Annotated in this window: 17 protein-coding genes; 12 read left to right on the top strand and 5 right to left on the bottom strand. The window is 64.3% G+C overall.

The genetic code is table 11. The annotated features are described in order from the left end of the window. The first annotated feature begins 4 nt into the window (after positions 1-4). The 8 genes from ACFPN5_RS07715 to ACFPN5_RS07680 all read left to right on the top strand — a co-directional run bounded on the left by ACFPN5_RS07715 (position 5) and on the right by ACFPN5_RS07680 (position 6,313). Complete coding sequence (locus ACFPN5_RS07715; RefSeq protein WP_379781786.1) at positions 5-538, top strand: peptidoglycan L,D-endopeptidase MepK; 534 nt, start codon at positions 5-7, stop codon at positions 536-538. A gap of 56 nt (positions 539-594) precedes the next feature. Continuing rightward, entirely contained in the window at positions 595-1,386 is a 792-nt protein-coding gene (locus tag ACFPN5_RS07710) for a hypothetical protein (protein WP_379781784.1), read from the top strand. Continuing rightward, entirely contained in the window at positions 1,383-1,685 is a 303-nt protein-coding gene (locus ACFPN5_RS07705; RefSeq protein WP_379781782.1) for a hypothetical protein, read from the top strand. Before ACFPN5_RS07710 ends, ACFPN5_RS07705 begins: the two co-directional genes overlap by 4 nt. Before the next feature lie 98 nt (positions 1,686-1,783). Continuing rightward, entirely contained in the window at positions 1,784-3,265 is a 1,482-nt protein-coding gene (locus ACFPN5_RS07700; RefSeq protein WP_379781780.1) for a PQQ-dependent sugar dehydrogenase, read from the top strand. 121 nt (positions 3,266-3,386) lie between these two features. Continuing rightward, positions 3,387-3,830 (top strand): thioesterase family protein, encoded by a 444-nt coding sequence (locus tag ACFPN5_RS07695; protein ID WP_379781778.1) that lies wholly within the window; start codon positions 3,387-3,389, stop codon positions 3,828-3,830. A 309-nt stretch (positions 3,831-4,139) separates the two neighbouring features. Continuing rightward, positions 4,140-4,724, top strand: coding sequence for an RNA polymerase sigma factor (locus ACFPN5_RS07690; RefSeq protein ID WP_379781776.1), 585 nt, complete (start codon positions 4,140-4,142; stop codon positions 4,722-4,724). Between the two features lie 13 nt (positions 4,725-4,737). After that, positions 4,738-5,226, top strand: a complete 489-nt coding sequence (locus ACFPN5_RS07685) for a hypothetical protein (protein ID WP_379781774.1) — start codon at positions 4,738-4,740, stop codon at positions 5,224-5,226. Between the two features lie 25 nt (positions 5,227-5,251). Then, positions 5,252-6,313, top strand: coding sequence for a hypothetical protein (locus ACFPN5_RS07680; protein ID WP_379781772.1), 1,062 nt, complete (start codon positions 5,252-5,254; stop codon positions 6,311-6,313). A gap of 84 nt (positions 6,314-6,397) precedes the next feature. Here the strand turns inward: ACFPN5_RS07680 and ACFPN5_RS07675 are convergent, their stop codons facing one another. Further along, positions 6,398-6,898 carry a DUF3016 domain-containing protein gene (locus tag ACFPN5_RS07675; RefSeq protein ID WP_379781770.1) on the bottom strand — a complete coding sequence of 167 codons (501 nt, stop codon included), beginning with the start codon at positions 6,896-6,898 and terminating at the stop codon, positions 6,398-6,400. Between the two features lie 207 nt (positions 6,899-7,105). Between ACFPN5_RS07675 and ACFPN5_RS07670 the strand changes: the two genes are divergently transcribed. Beyond that, positions 7,106-7,819 carry an endonuclease gene (locus ACFPN5_RS07670; RefSeq protein WP_379781768.1) on the top strand — a complete coding sequence of 238 codons (714 nt, stop codon included), beginning with the start codon at positions 7,106-7,108 and terminating at the stop codon, positions 7,817-7,819. A gap of 161 nt (positions 7,820-7,980) precedes the next feature. After that, positions 7,981-9,489, top strand: a complete 1,509-nt coding sequence (locus tag ACFPN5_RS07665) for an HD domain-containing phosphohydrolase (RefSeq protein WP_379781766.1) — start codon at positions 7,981-7,983, stop codon at positions 9,487-9,489. Between the two features lie 217 nt (positions 9,490-9,706). Here the strand turns inward: ACFPN5_RS07665 and ACFPN5_RS07660 are convergent, their stop codons facing one another. Together ACFPN5_RS07660 and ACFPN5_RS07655 are read right to left on the bottom strand one after the other, a co-directional pair. Next, on the bottom strand, positions 9,707-11,101 hold the full coding sequence (locus ACFPN5_RS07660; RefSeq protein WP_379781764.1) for a GAF domain-containing sensor histidine kinase: 1,395 nt from the start codon (positions 11,099-11,101) through the stop codon (positions 9,707-9,709). A 110-nt stretch (positions 11,102-11,211) separates the two neighbouring features. Next, positions 11,212-12,135: a LysR family transcriptional regulator gene (locus ACFPN5_RS07655; protein ID WP_379781762.1), complete on the bottom strand. Its 924-nt coding sequence runs from the start codon at positions 12,133-12,135 to the stop codon at positions 11,212-11,214. Between the two features lie 91 nt (positions 12,136-12,226). On the opposite strand from ACFPN5_RS07655, the gene ACFPN5_RS07650 reads away from it, so the two are divergent. Then, on the top strand, positions 12,227-13,585 hold the full coding sequence (locus tag ACFPN5_RS07650) for a S41 family peptidase (protein ID WP_379781760.1): 1,359 nt from the start codon (positions 12,227-12,229) through the stop codon (positions 13,583-13,585). 10 nt (positions 13,586-13,595) lie between these two features. Here the strand turns inward: ACFPN5_RS07650 and ACFPN5_RS07645 are convergent, their stop codons facing one another. Next, positions 13,596-14,111: a hypothetical protein gene (locus tag ACFPN5_RS07645; RefSeq protein WP_379781758.1), complete on the bottom strand. Its 516-nt coding sequence runs from the start codon at positions 14,109-14,111 to the stop codon at positions 13,596-13,598. A gap of 97 nt (positions 14,112-14,208) precedes the next feature. Beyond that, positions 14,209-14,430, bottom strand: a complete 222-nt coding sequence (locus ACFPN5_RS07640) for a hypothetical protein (protein WP_379781756.1) — start codon at positions 14,428-14,430, stop codon at positions 14,209-14,211. 212 nt (positions 14,431-14,642) lie between these two features. Between ACFPN5_RS07640 and ACFPN5_RS07635 the strand changes: the two genes are divergently transcribed. After that, positions 14,643-15,020 carry a hypothetical protein gene (locus tag ACFPN5_RS07635; RefSeq protein ID WP_379781754.1) on the top strand — a complete coding sequence of 126 codons (378 nt, stop codon included), beginning with the start codon at positions 14,643-14,645 and terminating at the stop codon, positions 15,018-15,020. The last annotated feature ends 24 nt before the right edge of the window (positions 15,021-15,044 follow it).

The following is a 15,044-nucleotide window of genomic DNA, read 5'->3' as shown; positions in this document are numbered from 1 at the left end:
CTCAATGACCCAGCGACGCTCTTTCCTCAAAAGCTCTGTTGCACTCGCTTCCGTGATTGCCGTGCCCGGCCTGGCAAAAGCTGCCCAGCCTGCACAAGGCGAACGTGTCCTGCGCCTGTACAACACGCACACCGGCGAAAGCCTGAAGAGCGTTTTTTGGGCCGAGGGCCAGTTCATTCCGGACGCACTGCAAGACATCAACAAGCTGTTGCGCGACCACCGCAACAACAAGATCGCGCCGATCGATCCGAAACTGCTGGTGCTGCTCAATGAAGTCGGCAGCAAGTTCGGCGACACGCAACTGCACATCATTTCGGGCTACCGCTCGCCGGAATCGAACGCCAAGCTCGCTGCCAACGGCAATGGCGTGGCCAAGCACAGCATGCACATGGACGGCAAGGCCATCGACATCCGGGTGCCGGGCAAGAACCTCGTCCACGTGCACAAGGCAGCCATGGCGGCACGCGGCGGCGGCGTCGGCTATTACGCCGATTCGCAGTTCGTGCACATGGACACCGGCCGGGTCCGCTACTGGTAACCGGCATGCGGCCGCTCGCACGCTGCCTTGTTCTAAGTGTTAGCGTAACATGCGCCATGCTGGCCGCCGTCCCGGCCGCCAGCATGGCGCAGCAATCTCCGCAGTCTCCCGTCGCCACCGTGAACGTGACCAGCACACGTGATCCGGTCGACAAATCCTACCGCAAGATGATCCAGGGCATGGAACGCTTCGAACGCGAGCGTGCCCTCGCCCCCGCCGCCAGCCTGCGTTTCCGCCTGCTGCCCCGCACCCCGGACGTCAAGATGGAAGGCATCACCCTGCGCGTGGCCGGGGACACGGTGACAGTGCCGGTGCCCGTTGCACCCGACAACAGCTTCGTGTTGCCCCGCAATGAACAAGCGCTGCGCGAAAACGCGGCCGTGCTCGCGAACCGCAAGACCACCAGCATGACCTGGCGCGCCGCCATCAACACGCCCGGCTTGCCACCCGGCACAAGGCGCCTGGGCGACCTGCGCCTCGAATGCCGGGTCGGCGTGGAAGCCGGGCTGGTGTCGAACAGCTCGCCCCTGTTCGGCTGGATCTCGGATGTGCTCACCGGCCCCGACCAGGTCTGCAACAGCCCCAACGGCAATTACCTGTTTTTTGCCGAGCGCCCGATCTTTTCGGTGCGCCTGCGCGTGGGCAGCCGGGTCGAGGAATTGCCGTTCAAGATGCTCTATCACGGCGGCGAAAAAACGCCCGCCGACCTGCCCTTCTGCGATTGCCAGGTGCTGCTCGATCGCACGTATTTCGCGCCGATCTGGGATGCGAGCTGGCCCGACGATACGATCATCGAGTTCGAGTACATGACCGACGCCCCCGCGCCGGCGCCGGAGGTGGCCCCATGAAGACGTGCGCCCTCCTCCTTGCAGCCCTGCTCCTGGCGGGCTGCGCCACCGGTCCCGCCCCGCCCGGCACCCAGGTAGCGGCCGACCGGCTCGCTACGACGGTCGTACCCGGCCGTACCACCAAGGCCGAGCTGCTGGCCGCCTTCGGCAACACCAAGTCCGTCGTCTTCGACAGTGGCTTCGAGGTCTGGGTCTACCAGTCGCCCGCGGGCGGCGAGCGGTTTGCCGAGTACGTGATCCTGATCGATCCGCGAGGCGTGGTCGCCAAGGCCCGCCAGCGCCCGCCGGCCGCCCCATAACTATTCCCGGGGCAATTGCTGCGGCGAAGCGTGCGCGGCCCGTTCAACATCACTGGCAGTATCGGCGTGCGGAGTCCCGAATCCTGTAGAGGCCCATCATGCTGGTCGATCGCGCACGGATGTTTTTGCTGTCGCTGCCGCTCGTGCCGCTTGTGTTTTTCCTCCTGCTGCTGGCCGGTTGCGGCGGCGGAGGCGGCGATCCCGGCGCCGTTTCACCCCCGCCAGCGCCCCCAGGCGCGACCACCGGCTCCCTGCAGGTCGTCGTCAATTCCCTTCCCGCTGGTACGAATGCCACGGTACGCGTCACGGGGCCGAACAACTTCGCCCAGGATGTGATCAGTACCCAAACCCTGAACAACCTGGCACCCGGCTCCTACAGTGTCGCCGCTGCCAGCGTCAGCGTCGGCAACGCGACCTATACGCCGGCCCCAGCTACGCAGAGCGTCGTCGTCACGGCCGGCGCCACGGCAATGGCCACCGTGGCCTATGCAAGTACGGCGCTGACACTGGCGCTGCAGGATATCGGCCCCACCTTCACCAGCCCGACTTTCGTCACCGCGCCGCCAGGCGACGACCGCCTGTTCGTGCTCGAGCGGCGCGGCGTGATCCGCATCGTGCGCAATGGCGCCACGCTCACCCAGCCCTGGCTCGACATCAGCGCCAACGTCTTTGCCGGCGGCGAAGGCGGTTTGCTGTCGATGGCCTTCGACCCGAATTTCGCCAGCAACGGCTATTTCTATATCTATTACACCGACCCGTTCCTGAACATTGTCGTCGAGCGCTACGGCTCCTCCCCAACGCCGAACGTCGCCGACCCGACCTCGGCGCTGACCATCCTGCGCATCCCCCACCCGCAGTTCCAGAACCATTTCGGCGGCCTCGTCGCCTTCGGGCCCGATGGCTTCCTGTACGCCGCGACGGGCGATGGCGGCGGCGCCGGCGATCCGTTCGGCAACGCCCAGAACCTGACTTCGTTGCTCGGCAAGATGCTGCGGGTGGACGTGCGCAGCGCCACTGTGGCCCAGCCGTACACGATCCCGGCCACCAATCCCTACGTGAACGGGGCTGGACGGCGCGCCGAAATCTGGGCCTACGGCCTGCGCAACCCGTGGCGCTTCGCCTTCGACGGCGAACAGCTGTATACGGCCGACGTCGGCCAGGACGCACGCGAGGAGGTGAACATCGCCGCGGCCTCCCAGGGCGGCCTGAACTATGGTTGGGACATCATGGAAGGCACGGCCTGCTTCGGCGCCACCACCTGCGACCGCACCGGCCTGACCCTCCCTGCGTTCGAGTACGAGCATGGCGCGAACGAGGTCAACGGCTGTTCGATTACCGGCGGCTATGTGTATCGGGGAACGGCGATCCCTGAACTGGCCGGGCGCTATTTTTATTCGGATTATTGCAGGGGCTATATCAAGAGCTTCTTCGCCACCGGCGCCGGCATCGTCGAACAGCGCGACTGGGGCCTGGGCGCGGCCGGCCAGGTCGTCTCGTTCGGTCGCGACGGCGCGGGCGAACTGTATGTGGTGAGCGCCGGCGGACGGGTCTTCCGCATCGTTCGGGGCACCGTTCCTTAAGAAGCGTCCAACAAGATCCTCAGGGCAAGGCGCATCGTCGAAGACAGTACGACGGTACGGCGAGACGAATGCAACGCCGCCCTGGGGGTCTTGTTGGGCGCTTCGATGTAAAATTGGATCCATGGCCCGCCTACAACTCGACTTCCCCGAAGACCAGTACTACTACTCCACGCCGCTGACGGTGCGCGTGACCGACATCAACGCCGCGAACCACCTCGGCAACGACTCGATGATCTCGATGATCTCCGAGGCGCGCGCGCTGTTCCTGTTTGAATTCGGCGTCGCCGAAACCGAGCGCGACGGCACCGGCATCATCGTCACCGACCTGGCCACCACCTACCGCGCCGAAGCGCACGCGCGCGACGAATTGCTGTTCGAAGTCGGCGTGATGGACTTCAACAAGTACGGCGGCGACATCACCTTCCGCATCACCCGCCCGCGCGACAAGGCCCTGGTCGCCATGGCCAAGTCCGGCTTCGTGTTTTATAACTACAAAACCAGCCAGGTCGTCGCCATGTCCGAGGACTTCCGCAACAAGTTCGAGCGCGTCAACTGGATCGACTAGGATCCGGGGCTAACTCGGGCACAACGCGATCGTCGCCAGGATCGAGCTTCGGCACACGCAGATGGTTCGCCATCCAGGGCCTTGCCCCCACCCGTCCTACCTAGGTCTGGCTACGAATTCCGGTATGTGTCGATATCAATCGGGGCGCGTACTGCGGCGAGAAAATCCAAGACGGGCCGTTCAAAACCGATTGCAGGCATAGAAACGGTTTCGTCCTGATCTATCCAAAGCAGCCCCGGCAGGCAAGACCTGCCGCATCCCGCAAAAATAGTTGGAACTTTATCGTCATCTCAACGGAATATGCTTGAGATGACGACCATGACCATCACGCCGACCACCACCGACGACGAGCTGCTGCGCCTGATGCGCGCCGGCGACGCGCGGGCCTTTGCCGCGCTCTACCGGCGCCACCAGGGTCCGCTCTACCGCTTCGCCCTGCTGCGCTGCGGTTCCAGCGCCACGGCTGCCGATACGGTGCAGGAAGCGTTCATGGGACTGCTGAACGGCCGCCTCGCCTTCGACCCGCTGCGCGGCTCGCTGCCGAACTTCCTGTTCGGCGTGGCGCGCCTCCTGATCCTCAAGCACGAAGCGCCGCGCCGGCGCGAAGCCGCCCTGCCCGAGCCGGACGAAGACGGCGAGCTGGACGAGCCCTGCCCGGACGCCTGTCCGCTGGCGCGCGTGCTGGCCGATGAAACGGCGGAAGAAGTGCGGCGCGCGCTGGCGCGGCTGGCGCCGCATTACCGCGACGCCGTCATCCTCTATGAAATGCATGGCCTGTCCTACCTCGAGATCGCGGCGATCTGCGCGGTCGACATCGGCACCGTGCGCTCGCGCCTGGCGCGAGGCCGCGCGCTACTCGCAAAAATCCTGCATGCCCACGCCTCGGCCGCCTGACATGGAAACGATCATGGACACCAACGACAACCCCGACCTCGACGCCCGCTTGGGGCTTCTGCGCAGCGCGCTGGCGGACATGGACACCCCGCGCTGCGTCGAAAAGGAACTGATGCAGGCCTTCAACGCCGCGTTCGCGCCGCCCAGGCCCTGGTATCGGCGCCTGAGCCTGCCGGAATGGTGTGCCGCCGGGGCCGGCTCTTTTGTTGCCGCCGCGATGCTGGGCCTGCTGCTGGTGCCGCCGCGCCTGGCCGGCGACATGCACGAAGCCCAGCCGCTGGTGCGTTTCGACGACGGAGCCGCCTTCATTGCGCTCGACTCGCTCGAGCGCATCGACCAGGAAGCCGAGCCGCGCCTGGTGCAGGCGGAGGTGCCGCGCACGATGCTGGCCGCGCTCGGGTTGCCGGTAACGCCGGAAAACGCTGGCGAGGCAGTGCACGCCGAAATGCTGGTCGGCGCCGGCGGCGAGCCGCTGGCGCTGCGCCTGACGTCGATTGATTGATTGAATAACCACAACGAGGACAAGCATGAAAACGAACCAATTGCTGCTGACTGCCCTGCTCGCCTGTTTATTGTCGCCTGCGCTGGCCGAGGAAGAACTGGCCGTGCCTGCGGGTCTGGAAGCCGATGCGCCGCATCCTCGCGAAGAAGTGCCCATCCTTCACCGCCGCCATGGCACCGGCCAGCCGGTCAAGAATGCGCCGTACAGCGCCAGGGCGGTATCGGAACGCCTGCAGCAACTGTCCGACGGTAACCAGATCGAGCGGCGCACGAGTGCCGCCAGCTACCGCGACAGCGCCGGCCGCACCCGTCAAGAAGTACGGGGCAGGAATGGCGAAGTGCAGGTCGTGACGATCCACGATCCGGTGGCGAATGCGGTCTGGATCCTCAGCCCGCGCACGCGCACGGCGCAAAAACTGCCTTCGCACGCCGACATCGCCCGCACCGCCGGCGCCGCTGCGCGGGCGCGCATCGAACAGCTGCGCAAGGAAGGCCGCCTCCCACGACTCGAGCGTGAGGCGGGTGTCGCGGACAAGGCGGGCGAACGGACCGCCGTCCATGTCGAACGTGAAAACGACGGACGCCGCGAAATCGTGCGCGTGATCCGCATCCCCCGTGGCCCGGGCCAGGACACAGCCGGCGCCGGGGTACAGCCTGGCCCTCATTTCGGTCCGCATTTCGGTCCGGCCATCGGCCCGCAGCTCGGCACCATCGTCGCGAATGCCGCGGGAGACATGAAATGGGCGTCGAAGGCCACCAGCCGCGACCTGGGCACGCGCGACTTCGACGGCGTGCGCGCCGAAGGCAAGCTGCGCAGCTATGAAATTCCGGCTGGAGAAGTCGGCAACCGCAATCCGATCGTGGTCGCCGACGAAACCTGGTACTCGCCGGATTTGCAGATCACCGTGTATTCCAAGCACAGCGATCCGCGCAGCGGCGACTACGTGTACCGCCTCGAGGGCTTGAAACGCGGCGAACCCGACGCCGCCCTGTTCACGGTGCCGTCGGACTACAAGGTGCGCGAGGCCGGGGAACTGCGCCGCGAGCTGCGGCGCGAACTGCATGTGCCGGGCAAGAAAGCAGAGTAAAAAAAACGTGCCGGTGAATACCGGCACGCCTGTCCAACAAAGACCGGGCTACCCTCAGGCAGCCCGTCTGTTTATTCACGCATCTCAGCGCCGCGCGGCGCGTTCGCGCGGCACGATCGCCGAATAGAACCAGTCGTCGATCATGCGCTTCTCATGGCGCAGCGAGTCGTTGTCGGTGTGGCGGCTGATGCGGTCCATGAAGGACATGTCGCGCAACTGCACCTCGCCGCTGCGCAGCACCTGGCCGTTCTGCTCGATTGCGAAGCGCAGGTCGATGCGCGGCCAGTCCACGCCGTTGCTCTTGACGATACGCAGGTCACGCGCCCCGCGGCCCGGATACTCGCGTCCGGCCAGGTCGACGTCCAGCACATCCACGCGCAGGTTCTGCCCCGGCGGCAACTGCGCCCCCAGCTTGGCGAAGTGCCCGGTCAGGTCCTTCAGCACCGCTTCCCGCTCCCAGGTCGCGAACGGCAAGTCCGAGAAACGCTCGGGCTCGACATAGTTCACGGTCACATCGGCCGACGCTGCGCCTGCCGCCAGCGCCAGCAGGCCGCTCACGGCCAGTTGTTGAATCACGTTCTTCATGGCGATTCCTTTCGTTCGCTATCTGTCTCTACGTCCATATGCGTTCACCTTATTGGCGTTCAATATACGCGCGTTTACGACGTCCCGCTGTCTCCGCCCAGTAAATCCTGTATCGGTTTGTTAGTCCTCGCACAGCCGATCCCAGCCACACGTCTCAGAATGCTGTCAAGGAGGTGTCCCGTGCCAGAAGGTCCATCGCTTTTCATCTTGAAAGAAGAAACAGCCCGCTTCGTCGGCCAGCAGATCGTGGAAGCCGGCGGCAACACAAGCGCTATCGACCCGACGCGCCTGCTCGGCCAGAGCATCGTGTCGCTGCGTACCTGGGGAAAGCATTTCCTCATCGAATTGCCGAACATGGCGATCCGCATTCATTTCCTGCTGTTCGGCACCTACCGTGTGAACGAGCAGCGTGAGGGCAAGCCCCCACGCCTGTACCTGCGTACCGCGGAGGGCGAGGAGCTCAATTTCTATGCGTGCTCGGTGCGTGAGATCGACTGCGATCTCGACAGCCTGTACGACTGGAGCGCGGACGTCATGGGCGAGGACTGGAACCCGGCGCGCGCGCGCAAGAAACTGCGCGCCCAGCCCGACATGCTGGCCTGCGACGCCCTGCTCAACCAGGATATCTTTTCGGGTGTCGGCAACATCATCAAGAACGAGGTCCTGTTCCGTATCCGCGTGCATCCCGCTTCGACAGTTGGGGCACTCCCGGCGCCCAAGTTGCGTGCACTGGTGGAAGAGGCGCGCCAGTACAGCTTCGATTTCCTGGAGTGGAAAAGGCAGTATGTACTCAAGCAACACTGGCTGGCCCACGCCAAGAAAACCTGCCCGCGTTGCGATATCCCCTTCACCAAGGCCCACCTCGGCCGCACCAACCGCCGCAGTTTCTTCTGCGAGCGCTGCCAAAAACGCTACGACTGAGTCATTACTCCAACACTTCATTAACAGTTGCAATACAAGTAGGCGTGTTGCTTGTTGTTAATGTGTTGGAGCGGGACTACAATGATTTCCTACTGGAATTGTAGGAAAATTCCTCTTTTGATTTTTCCACTTCGTAACACCCTTACGGTAACGGAAACGCCATGTCCTTCCTGTCCCCCGCCACGCCCAAGCTCGCTCCCTGGAAAGTTCTCCTTGTCGACGACGAGCCGGACATCCACAACATCACGAAGCTGACGCTGAACCGCTTCCGCCTCGATGGCCGGGCGCTGTCCTTCCTGCACGCGTACAGCGGCGCGGAGGCCAAGGAGATCCTGGCGCGCGAGAGCGACATCGCGCTGGTGTTCCTCGACGTGGTGATGGAACGCGAAGACAGCGGCCTGGAAGTGGCGCGCTGGATGCGCCAGGAGCTGGGCAACGGCCTGACCCGCATCGTGCTGCGCACCGGCCAGCCCGGCCAGGCGCCGGAAGAGCGTGTGATCGTCGACTACGACATCAACGATTACAAGGAAAAGACCGAACTCGACCGCACGAAGCTGTTCACCACGACCTTCGCTGCGCTGCGCGCCTACCGCGACATCATGAAGGTCGAGGAAGCGCGCCGCGTGCAGCAGAACTACCGCGAGGGACTCGAGCGGGTGCTGGCCGCATCGTCCCACCTGTTCAAGCAGCGCAACCTGAAGGATTTCGCCAGCGGCCTGCTGCAACAGGTGGTGGCCCTGCTGCGCCTGGAGCAAAGCATGCTGCTGCGCCTGAAAGGCGCGAGCATGATCACCGGCGAGAGCCAGTACGAGGTGCTGGCCAAAATCGGCGACTTCGGCAACCAGGGAATCGATGCCGGCCTGCTCGCGCAGCTGGACGAGGCGCGCCATAACCGGATTTCGCAACTGTACGGCGACACCTATGTCGGCTATTTCCCCAACAACCACAGCGGCAAGGCTTCGCTGCTGGTGCTGCAGGGCGTTGAGGAAATCTCCGACATCGACGCGCAACTGCTCGAGGTGTTCTGCTCGGGCGTGGCAATCGCTTTCGATAACATCCTGCTGAACCAGGAAATCACCGACACCCAGGCCGAACTGATCCTGCGCCTGGGCGACGTGGTCGAATCGCGCTCGAACGAAGCGGGCAACCACGTGCGGCGCATGGCCCAGGTCTGCCACCTGCTGGCCGAGGCCTCGGGCATGCCGGAATGCGAAACGGCGACCCTGGTGCACGCCGCGCCCATGCACGATATCGGCAAGATCGCCACCCCCGACGCCGTGCTGCTGAAACCCGGCCGCCTGACCCCGGAAGAATGGGAAGTGATGAAGCAGCACCCGACCGTGGGCCTGCAGATCCTGGACGGCTCGAGCCGGCCTATCCTGAAGGCCGCTGCAGTGATCGCGCACCAGCACCACGAAAAATACGACGGCACCGGCTACCCGCAGGGCTTGAAGGGCGAAGCGATCCACCCGTACGCGCGCATCGTCGCCGTCGCCGACGTGTTCGACGCCCTGAGCCACGAGCGCTGCTACAAGAAGGCCTGGCCGGTGGAGCAGGTCACCGAATACATGCGCGAGATCGCCGGGCACCACCTCGACCCGCACTACGTCAGCCTGCTGATCAAGAACATGGACAAGGCGCTGGAGATCAACCGGCAGTGGCCGGATTGAACAGGTAGCGGCGGATCTGCCGACATGCATGCCCGTGGGACGTAGGGTGTGCGGCTCCACCCGATAGTGCGCATGGACGCGGCGTGGATGCCGCCTACGCGTTCAACTCCCGTAAGCACTGACGCGAGGTTTCCCGAGCTGGTTGAAAGCGTGGGCGGCATTGACGCCGCAGGCATTCACATGCCCGGGTGTAGCCGCACACCCTACGTCCTGTTGCTCAGGCTGCCAGCTTTTCACCGCGACGGCTGCGCGGGAAGCTCAGGTCATACCGCAAGCCCTGCCCCGGTGCACTTTGCACTTTCACCGTTCCGCCCAGCGCCCCCGTCACCAGGTTGTACAGGATGTGCGCCCCCAGTCCACTGCCGCCATTCCCGCGCTTGGTCGTGAAGAAGGGGTCGAACAGTTTGTTGAGCGTGTCCTGGTCCATGCCGGCGCCGTCGTCGGCGTATGACAACGACACCACGTCGTCCGCCACCTGCACATGCAGCGTGATCTTCCCCGCCTGCTCATGCTCGAAGCCGTGCACCAGGGAATTGACCACCATGTTGGTGACGATCTGCGACAGCGCACCCGGATAGCTTTCCATCTGCACGTTCGCCGCACAATCGACCTCGACCTTCACCGGGCGGCCTTTGAGTTTCGGCTGCAGCGACAGCAGAACTTCATTCAGGTAATTGCACAGATTAAAACTGCGGATGTCGTCCGAGGACTGGTCGACCGCCACCTGCTTGAAGCTGCGCACCAGGGCCGCCGCGCGCTGGGTGTTGGTGGTCATGATGCGCAGCGACTGGTCGACGATGTCGAGGAAACTGTCCAGGCTGTCCTGGGTCATCTCCCCCGCGGCCAGCTCGGTGCGGGTCAGGCGCAGCTCTTCGACCAGGTGGCTGGTTGCCGTCACGCAGATACCCAGCGGGGTGTTGATCTCATGCGCGACGCCGGCCACCAGGCGGCCGAGCGAGGCCAGCTTTTCCTGGCGCACCAGTTCGCCCTGCGCCTGCTGCAACTGGGTCAGCGCGCTGTTCAGGGCGGTGTTCTGCTCTTCCAGGCGCACGGTACGCTCCTGCACGGCGCGCTCGAGCCGGTCCATGCTCTGCAGGCTTTGCAGCGCCACCGAGACGTGGTTCGCGATCACTGCGAACAGGGCCTGGTCTTCATCGCTGTAGGTGTGTTCCGGGGTATAGCTCTGGATCACCATCGCGCCCAGCGGCAGATGCTGCTGGTCGAGCAGCGGGCAGCCGATCCAGTGCTCGGCCGCGCTGCCGGCGCCGAAGTTCGACCCTTGCGCCGTGCGCGCCTGGAAATCGGCAGCCGTCACGACCAGCGCCTGGCGGTTGAGGATCACCCAGGCCGTCGGCGATTCGTCGGGTGAAGCGAGCTGCACCGGCTGGTTCAGCGCCGGTCCTTCATCCGATTCATCCACAAAATAGACGAAGCGCACGGTGCCTTCGTCGCGGTCCGACAGCGCGACATAAAAGTTAGCTGCGTACATGACGCGGCCGAGCGCGCGGTGCACGGCACGGATGAATTCGGTGATGTCGCTGCAGCTGGTCGAGGTCTGCCCGATTTCGAGCAACAGCGACTGCACCGCTTCCAGCCGGTCGAGACGTTTCATGGTTTCCCTTAATATTAATTCCCAAGGGAAATATTAGCAGCAGATCGTAGCGGCAGACAGCCCTTTGAGCTCGGGGTCACTATTGCGACGCGGAAAGACAACGACTGGAGTCACACCACCCCATGCGCAGCCCAGGGCATCGGCCCGATTTCCTGTTTCAGCAGAGCGAGAAAACGTTCGGTGCGCGCCGAGCGCCTGCTGTGACGCGCGCCCATCAGCGCCACGATATCCGCTTCCGGGCCGCAATGATCGGGCAACACCTGCACCAGCGTGCCACGGCGCAGTTCATGCGCAATATCCCACGCCGAGCGCTGCATGATCCCGTAGCCATCGAGCGCCCATTGCTTGATGACCCGGCCGTCGTTGCTCGACAGCGCAGGGTTGATGCGGACGGCGTCGTAATGCCTATTGCCGGGCGCGCGCAGGCGCCACAGGCTGAGGTCCTCCGCGTTCTCGCGCAACATCAGGCAGCGGTGATGACGCAGGTCCGCCACCACGAGCGGCGTCCCATGCCGTTCCAGGTAAGCAGGCGTTGCGCACAGCATGCGCCGGTTCTTCGCCAGCACATGCCGTTGCAGGCTCGAATCCGGCAGTTCGCCGATGTGCACCACGATGTCCCAGCCGTCGCCGGTTCCCAGGTTAGGTTGATCGGACAGTTCGAGCTCGACCGACAGCAGGGAATGCTCGGCCTGGAAACGGGCGGCGAGCGGCGCGACATAGGCATTGCCGAAACCCAGCGGCGCGAGGATGCGCAGGCAGCCCACCATATCATTCTTGCGATCACCCAGCGTTTCCGCCAGGGCGTCCATTTCGGCCAGGATCAGCGCGGCCCGCGTTGCCAGCAACTGGCCCTCGCCGGTCAGGGTGACGCGCCGGCCGGACCGGTCAAGCAGCCGAAGCCCCACCTTCTCCTCGATCGCCTGCAGCCGCTGCGTGACCGACGGCGGCGTGACATGTAGGACGCGCGCGGTGGCCGCCAGCGTCGGCTGGCTCGCCACCGTGCAAAAGAAACGCAAATCGTCGCTGTTGAGCATTAAGTCCAGCCTAAATCAAAGAGTCAATCGGCATGAAGCCCGAGCCATACACTCAACTATACAATAGCCGTTTTCATAACACGAGATTCCAATGCGCCAAAGAATTTGGTTGATGATCGCTGGCGTGCTGGCCAGCGCGGTCGTCCATGCCGGCCCCGCACGCTTCACCCCGGAGCAATTGCAGCAGGACCTGCAGGCGGCCCGTGACTTCATCGCGGTGACTCATCCCAAGCCCGACGAATGGGTGTCCGCGCAAGCCCTGCAACAGGCCATGCACAACGCCGAAACGCAATTGCGGGACCCAAAGACCCGGGACGAGGCCTGGCGCATCCTGGCGCGCATGAATCCCGTGTTCGCCGACGCCCACCTGGCCATCCTGCAACCGGAGTGGCACGGGCAGGCACGGGAATTCCTGCAGTCCGGCGGCGCCTTCTTTCCCTTCGAAGTCCAGGTCGATGCCAGTGGCCAGCTCTTCGTGCGCGCGGAACTGGGCGGAGCGGCGAGTTCGTACGCGCGCAAGCGTATCGAGCGCATCAACGGCGTGGCGGCAAAACAGGTAGTCGATGAGCTGCTGAGCCTGATGCATGGCGACACGCCAGAATTTCGCGCCCAGTTGCTGTCGCGCCGGTTCTGGTTCTTCTACTGGAAAGTGTATGGAGCGCCCGCGCGTTTCGATTTGTCGGTGGAAGGACAAGTCCTGCAGCGCGAAGCGAGCACCGCGCAGGGGCAGGCACTGCAGCTCGGCAGCGACGCGCCCTTCGAACGCATGTTCCATCTCAAGCACCTCGGGAACGACACTGCGCTACTGACGATCAACACCTTCCTCTGGCCGGATACCGAGGCGTTCTACGCCTTCACGACAGCGGCGTTCACGCGCCTGCGCGACGAGAAGGTAAAGACCCTCTTGATCGACGTGCGCGAGAACGGAGGGGGCGATGAAATCTGGAGGCAGGGAATCTTGCGGCACATTGCCGACAAGCCTTTCCGGAACGCCTCCACCTACATCAAAAAGGTGATTGCCGGACGCGCCGGCGCAGGTGAGAAGGTCGGCGACGTCGTGCATGGTAGCGCCACCAGTTGGGAGCAGCCGCAACCTGACAATCCGATCCGGTTCAAGGGCCAGGTGTACGTGCTGGTGGGAGGCACGACCTACTCGGCGGCGACGCTGTTCGCCAACGCGGTGCAGGATTTCGGTTTCGGGAAGCTGGTGGGGGCGGCCGGTTATGCGCGCGCGCGCCAGAGCGGCGGCGTGCAGAGCCGCACCTTGCCGAACACGGGCCTGGAAGTGGTGTCGCCGCGGTTCATCCTGGACCGTCCGTCGGGCCTGCGCGAGCCGGTGCTGCTGCAGCCCGACATCGTCTTGCCGGACGATCCGTTCAATCCGCAAGGCCTGGTCGACGCCCTGCTGGCGCGGCTGCGCACGCTGCCGGCGCGGACAGCGTCGCGGTAATAGATAGGGCTTAGCGCGGCGCCTTGAAGCCGTTCTCGATCCAGCCCTGGGCCGAGCTCGGGGTCAGCTTGAAGGTCGGCGCCACGCGCACCTGGGCCACCTGCTCGCCCATCTGGTCGATGGCGGTCAGCAGCGCATAGGGGTCGTCGTCATCGGGCACGATGTCGAGCGTCACCTTCAGTTCGCCCTCTTCGGTCGACACCACGGTGCTCTTGTGCAGCATCGCGTGCAGGTGCTGCTCGTGGCGGCGGATGACTTCCGACGCCGTCTTGATCAGCGTATTGAACGCGTTGACATCGAGCGGCTTCGGGTTTTTCTTGTCGCGGCCCATGGTCCACGGGCCGACCAGCGCCGGTTCCGGGTGGCCATCCTTGTACATGGCGACTGCCCAGCCTTCGTCGTCGTCGTTCTTGATCACGCGTGCGGTCCAGCCATTGCCTTGCCACAGGCGTGGTTCCTGGACCAGGGCGTCCGAGGTGTCCGCAGTGTCGTCGCCCGCTTCCAGGTCACCTGTTTCTTCGTTCATCGCTCACTTCTTTATCTGCCGGGCCTGTCGCCCAAAGACGAGATGATAGTGGAAATGCCGCGTGCAGCGCGATAGCAAACGGATAACAAAATGCAAATCACATCCGCATGCTGGGCGCGCCGGGTGGACGTACCGGCGGCGGCAAGGGCGTGCGCAGCGGATCGATGTTCGGCTGCCTTGGCGCTTCGCGATTGAAGGGATTGATGATAATCGGTGGAATGGTTGGCGGCGCCGATGGCGGACCCTTCGGGCCACCGCCAGCCAGGGACGCCGGTGTCCTGGCTTGGTGCATCTTCATCGTTGAGCTGACGATATGCATAAGAAGCCTCCTGGTAACCTACAACAGAGCAGGCTGTCAGTATAGGCGGCGAAACGCGTATTGCAAGGTCGGATGCACATCGGCATTCGTCGGCATTCGTCCGCGATTGGCGCGCTCCGGCCCGCCAAAAACGCCACCCGTCGCATGCGGCTGGCGAGAGGCCGCGGCCCGGCCTAGAGTTGCACCATCAACCCGACCCTCAAGGACCTGCCATGAAAAAGATCGCGCCCTACATTATCCTGATCCTCTGCGCCCTGCTGCTGTGGGACCTGCTGTTCACCTTCAGCGACGCCAGTTTCCACATCGACGGCGAAGAGTTCGACGGCCCGATCGGCGCCATGCTCGGGATCCTGCTCGGCGGCGGCGGCATGCTGATCGGCCTGCTGGTGGCGATCGTGGTGGGAGCGGTGCTGGCGGTAGTGTTTGCGGGCGTCGGCATCGTCGTGATCGTCGCGCTGGCGATTGCCTGTTTCGCCGTGGCGGCAGCAATCGTGCCCTTCCTGCTGCCCCTGCTGCTGCCGCTGGCGCTCGTCTGGTACCTGGTCAGCCGCTCGCGCAGGAATCGCGTCGTGAACCAGCAGGCGATTTAGAGCGCCTAACAAAACCTTCAGAGC

The sequence above is a fragment of the Massilia niabensis genome, from assembly GCF_042655085.1.
Lineage (GTDB): Bacteria > Pseudomonadota > Gammaproteobacteria > Burkholderiales > Burkholderiaceae_D > Telluria > Telluria niabensis.
This window is presented reverse-complemented; position numbering and strand designations above follow the sequence as displayed.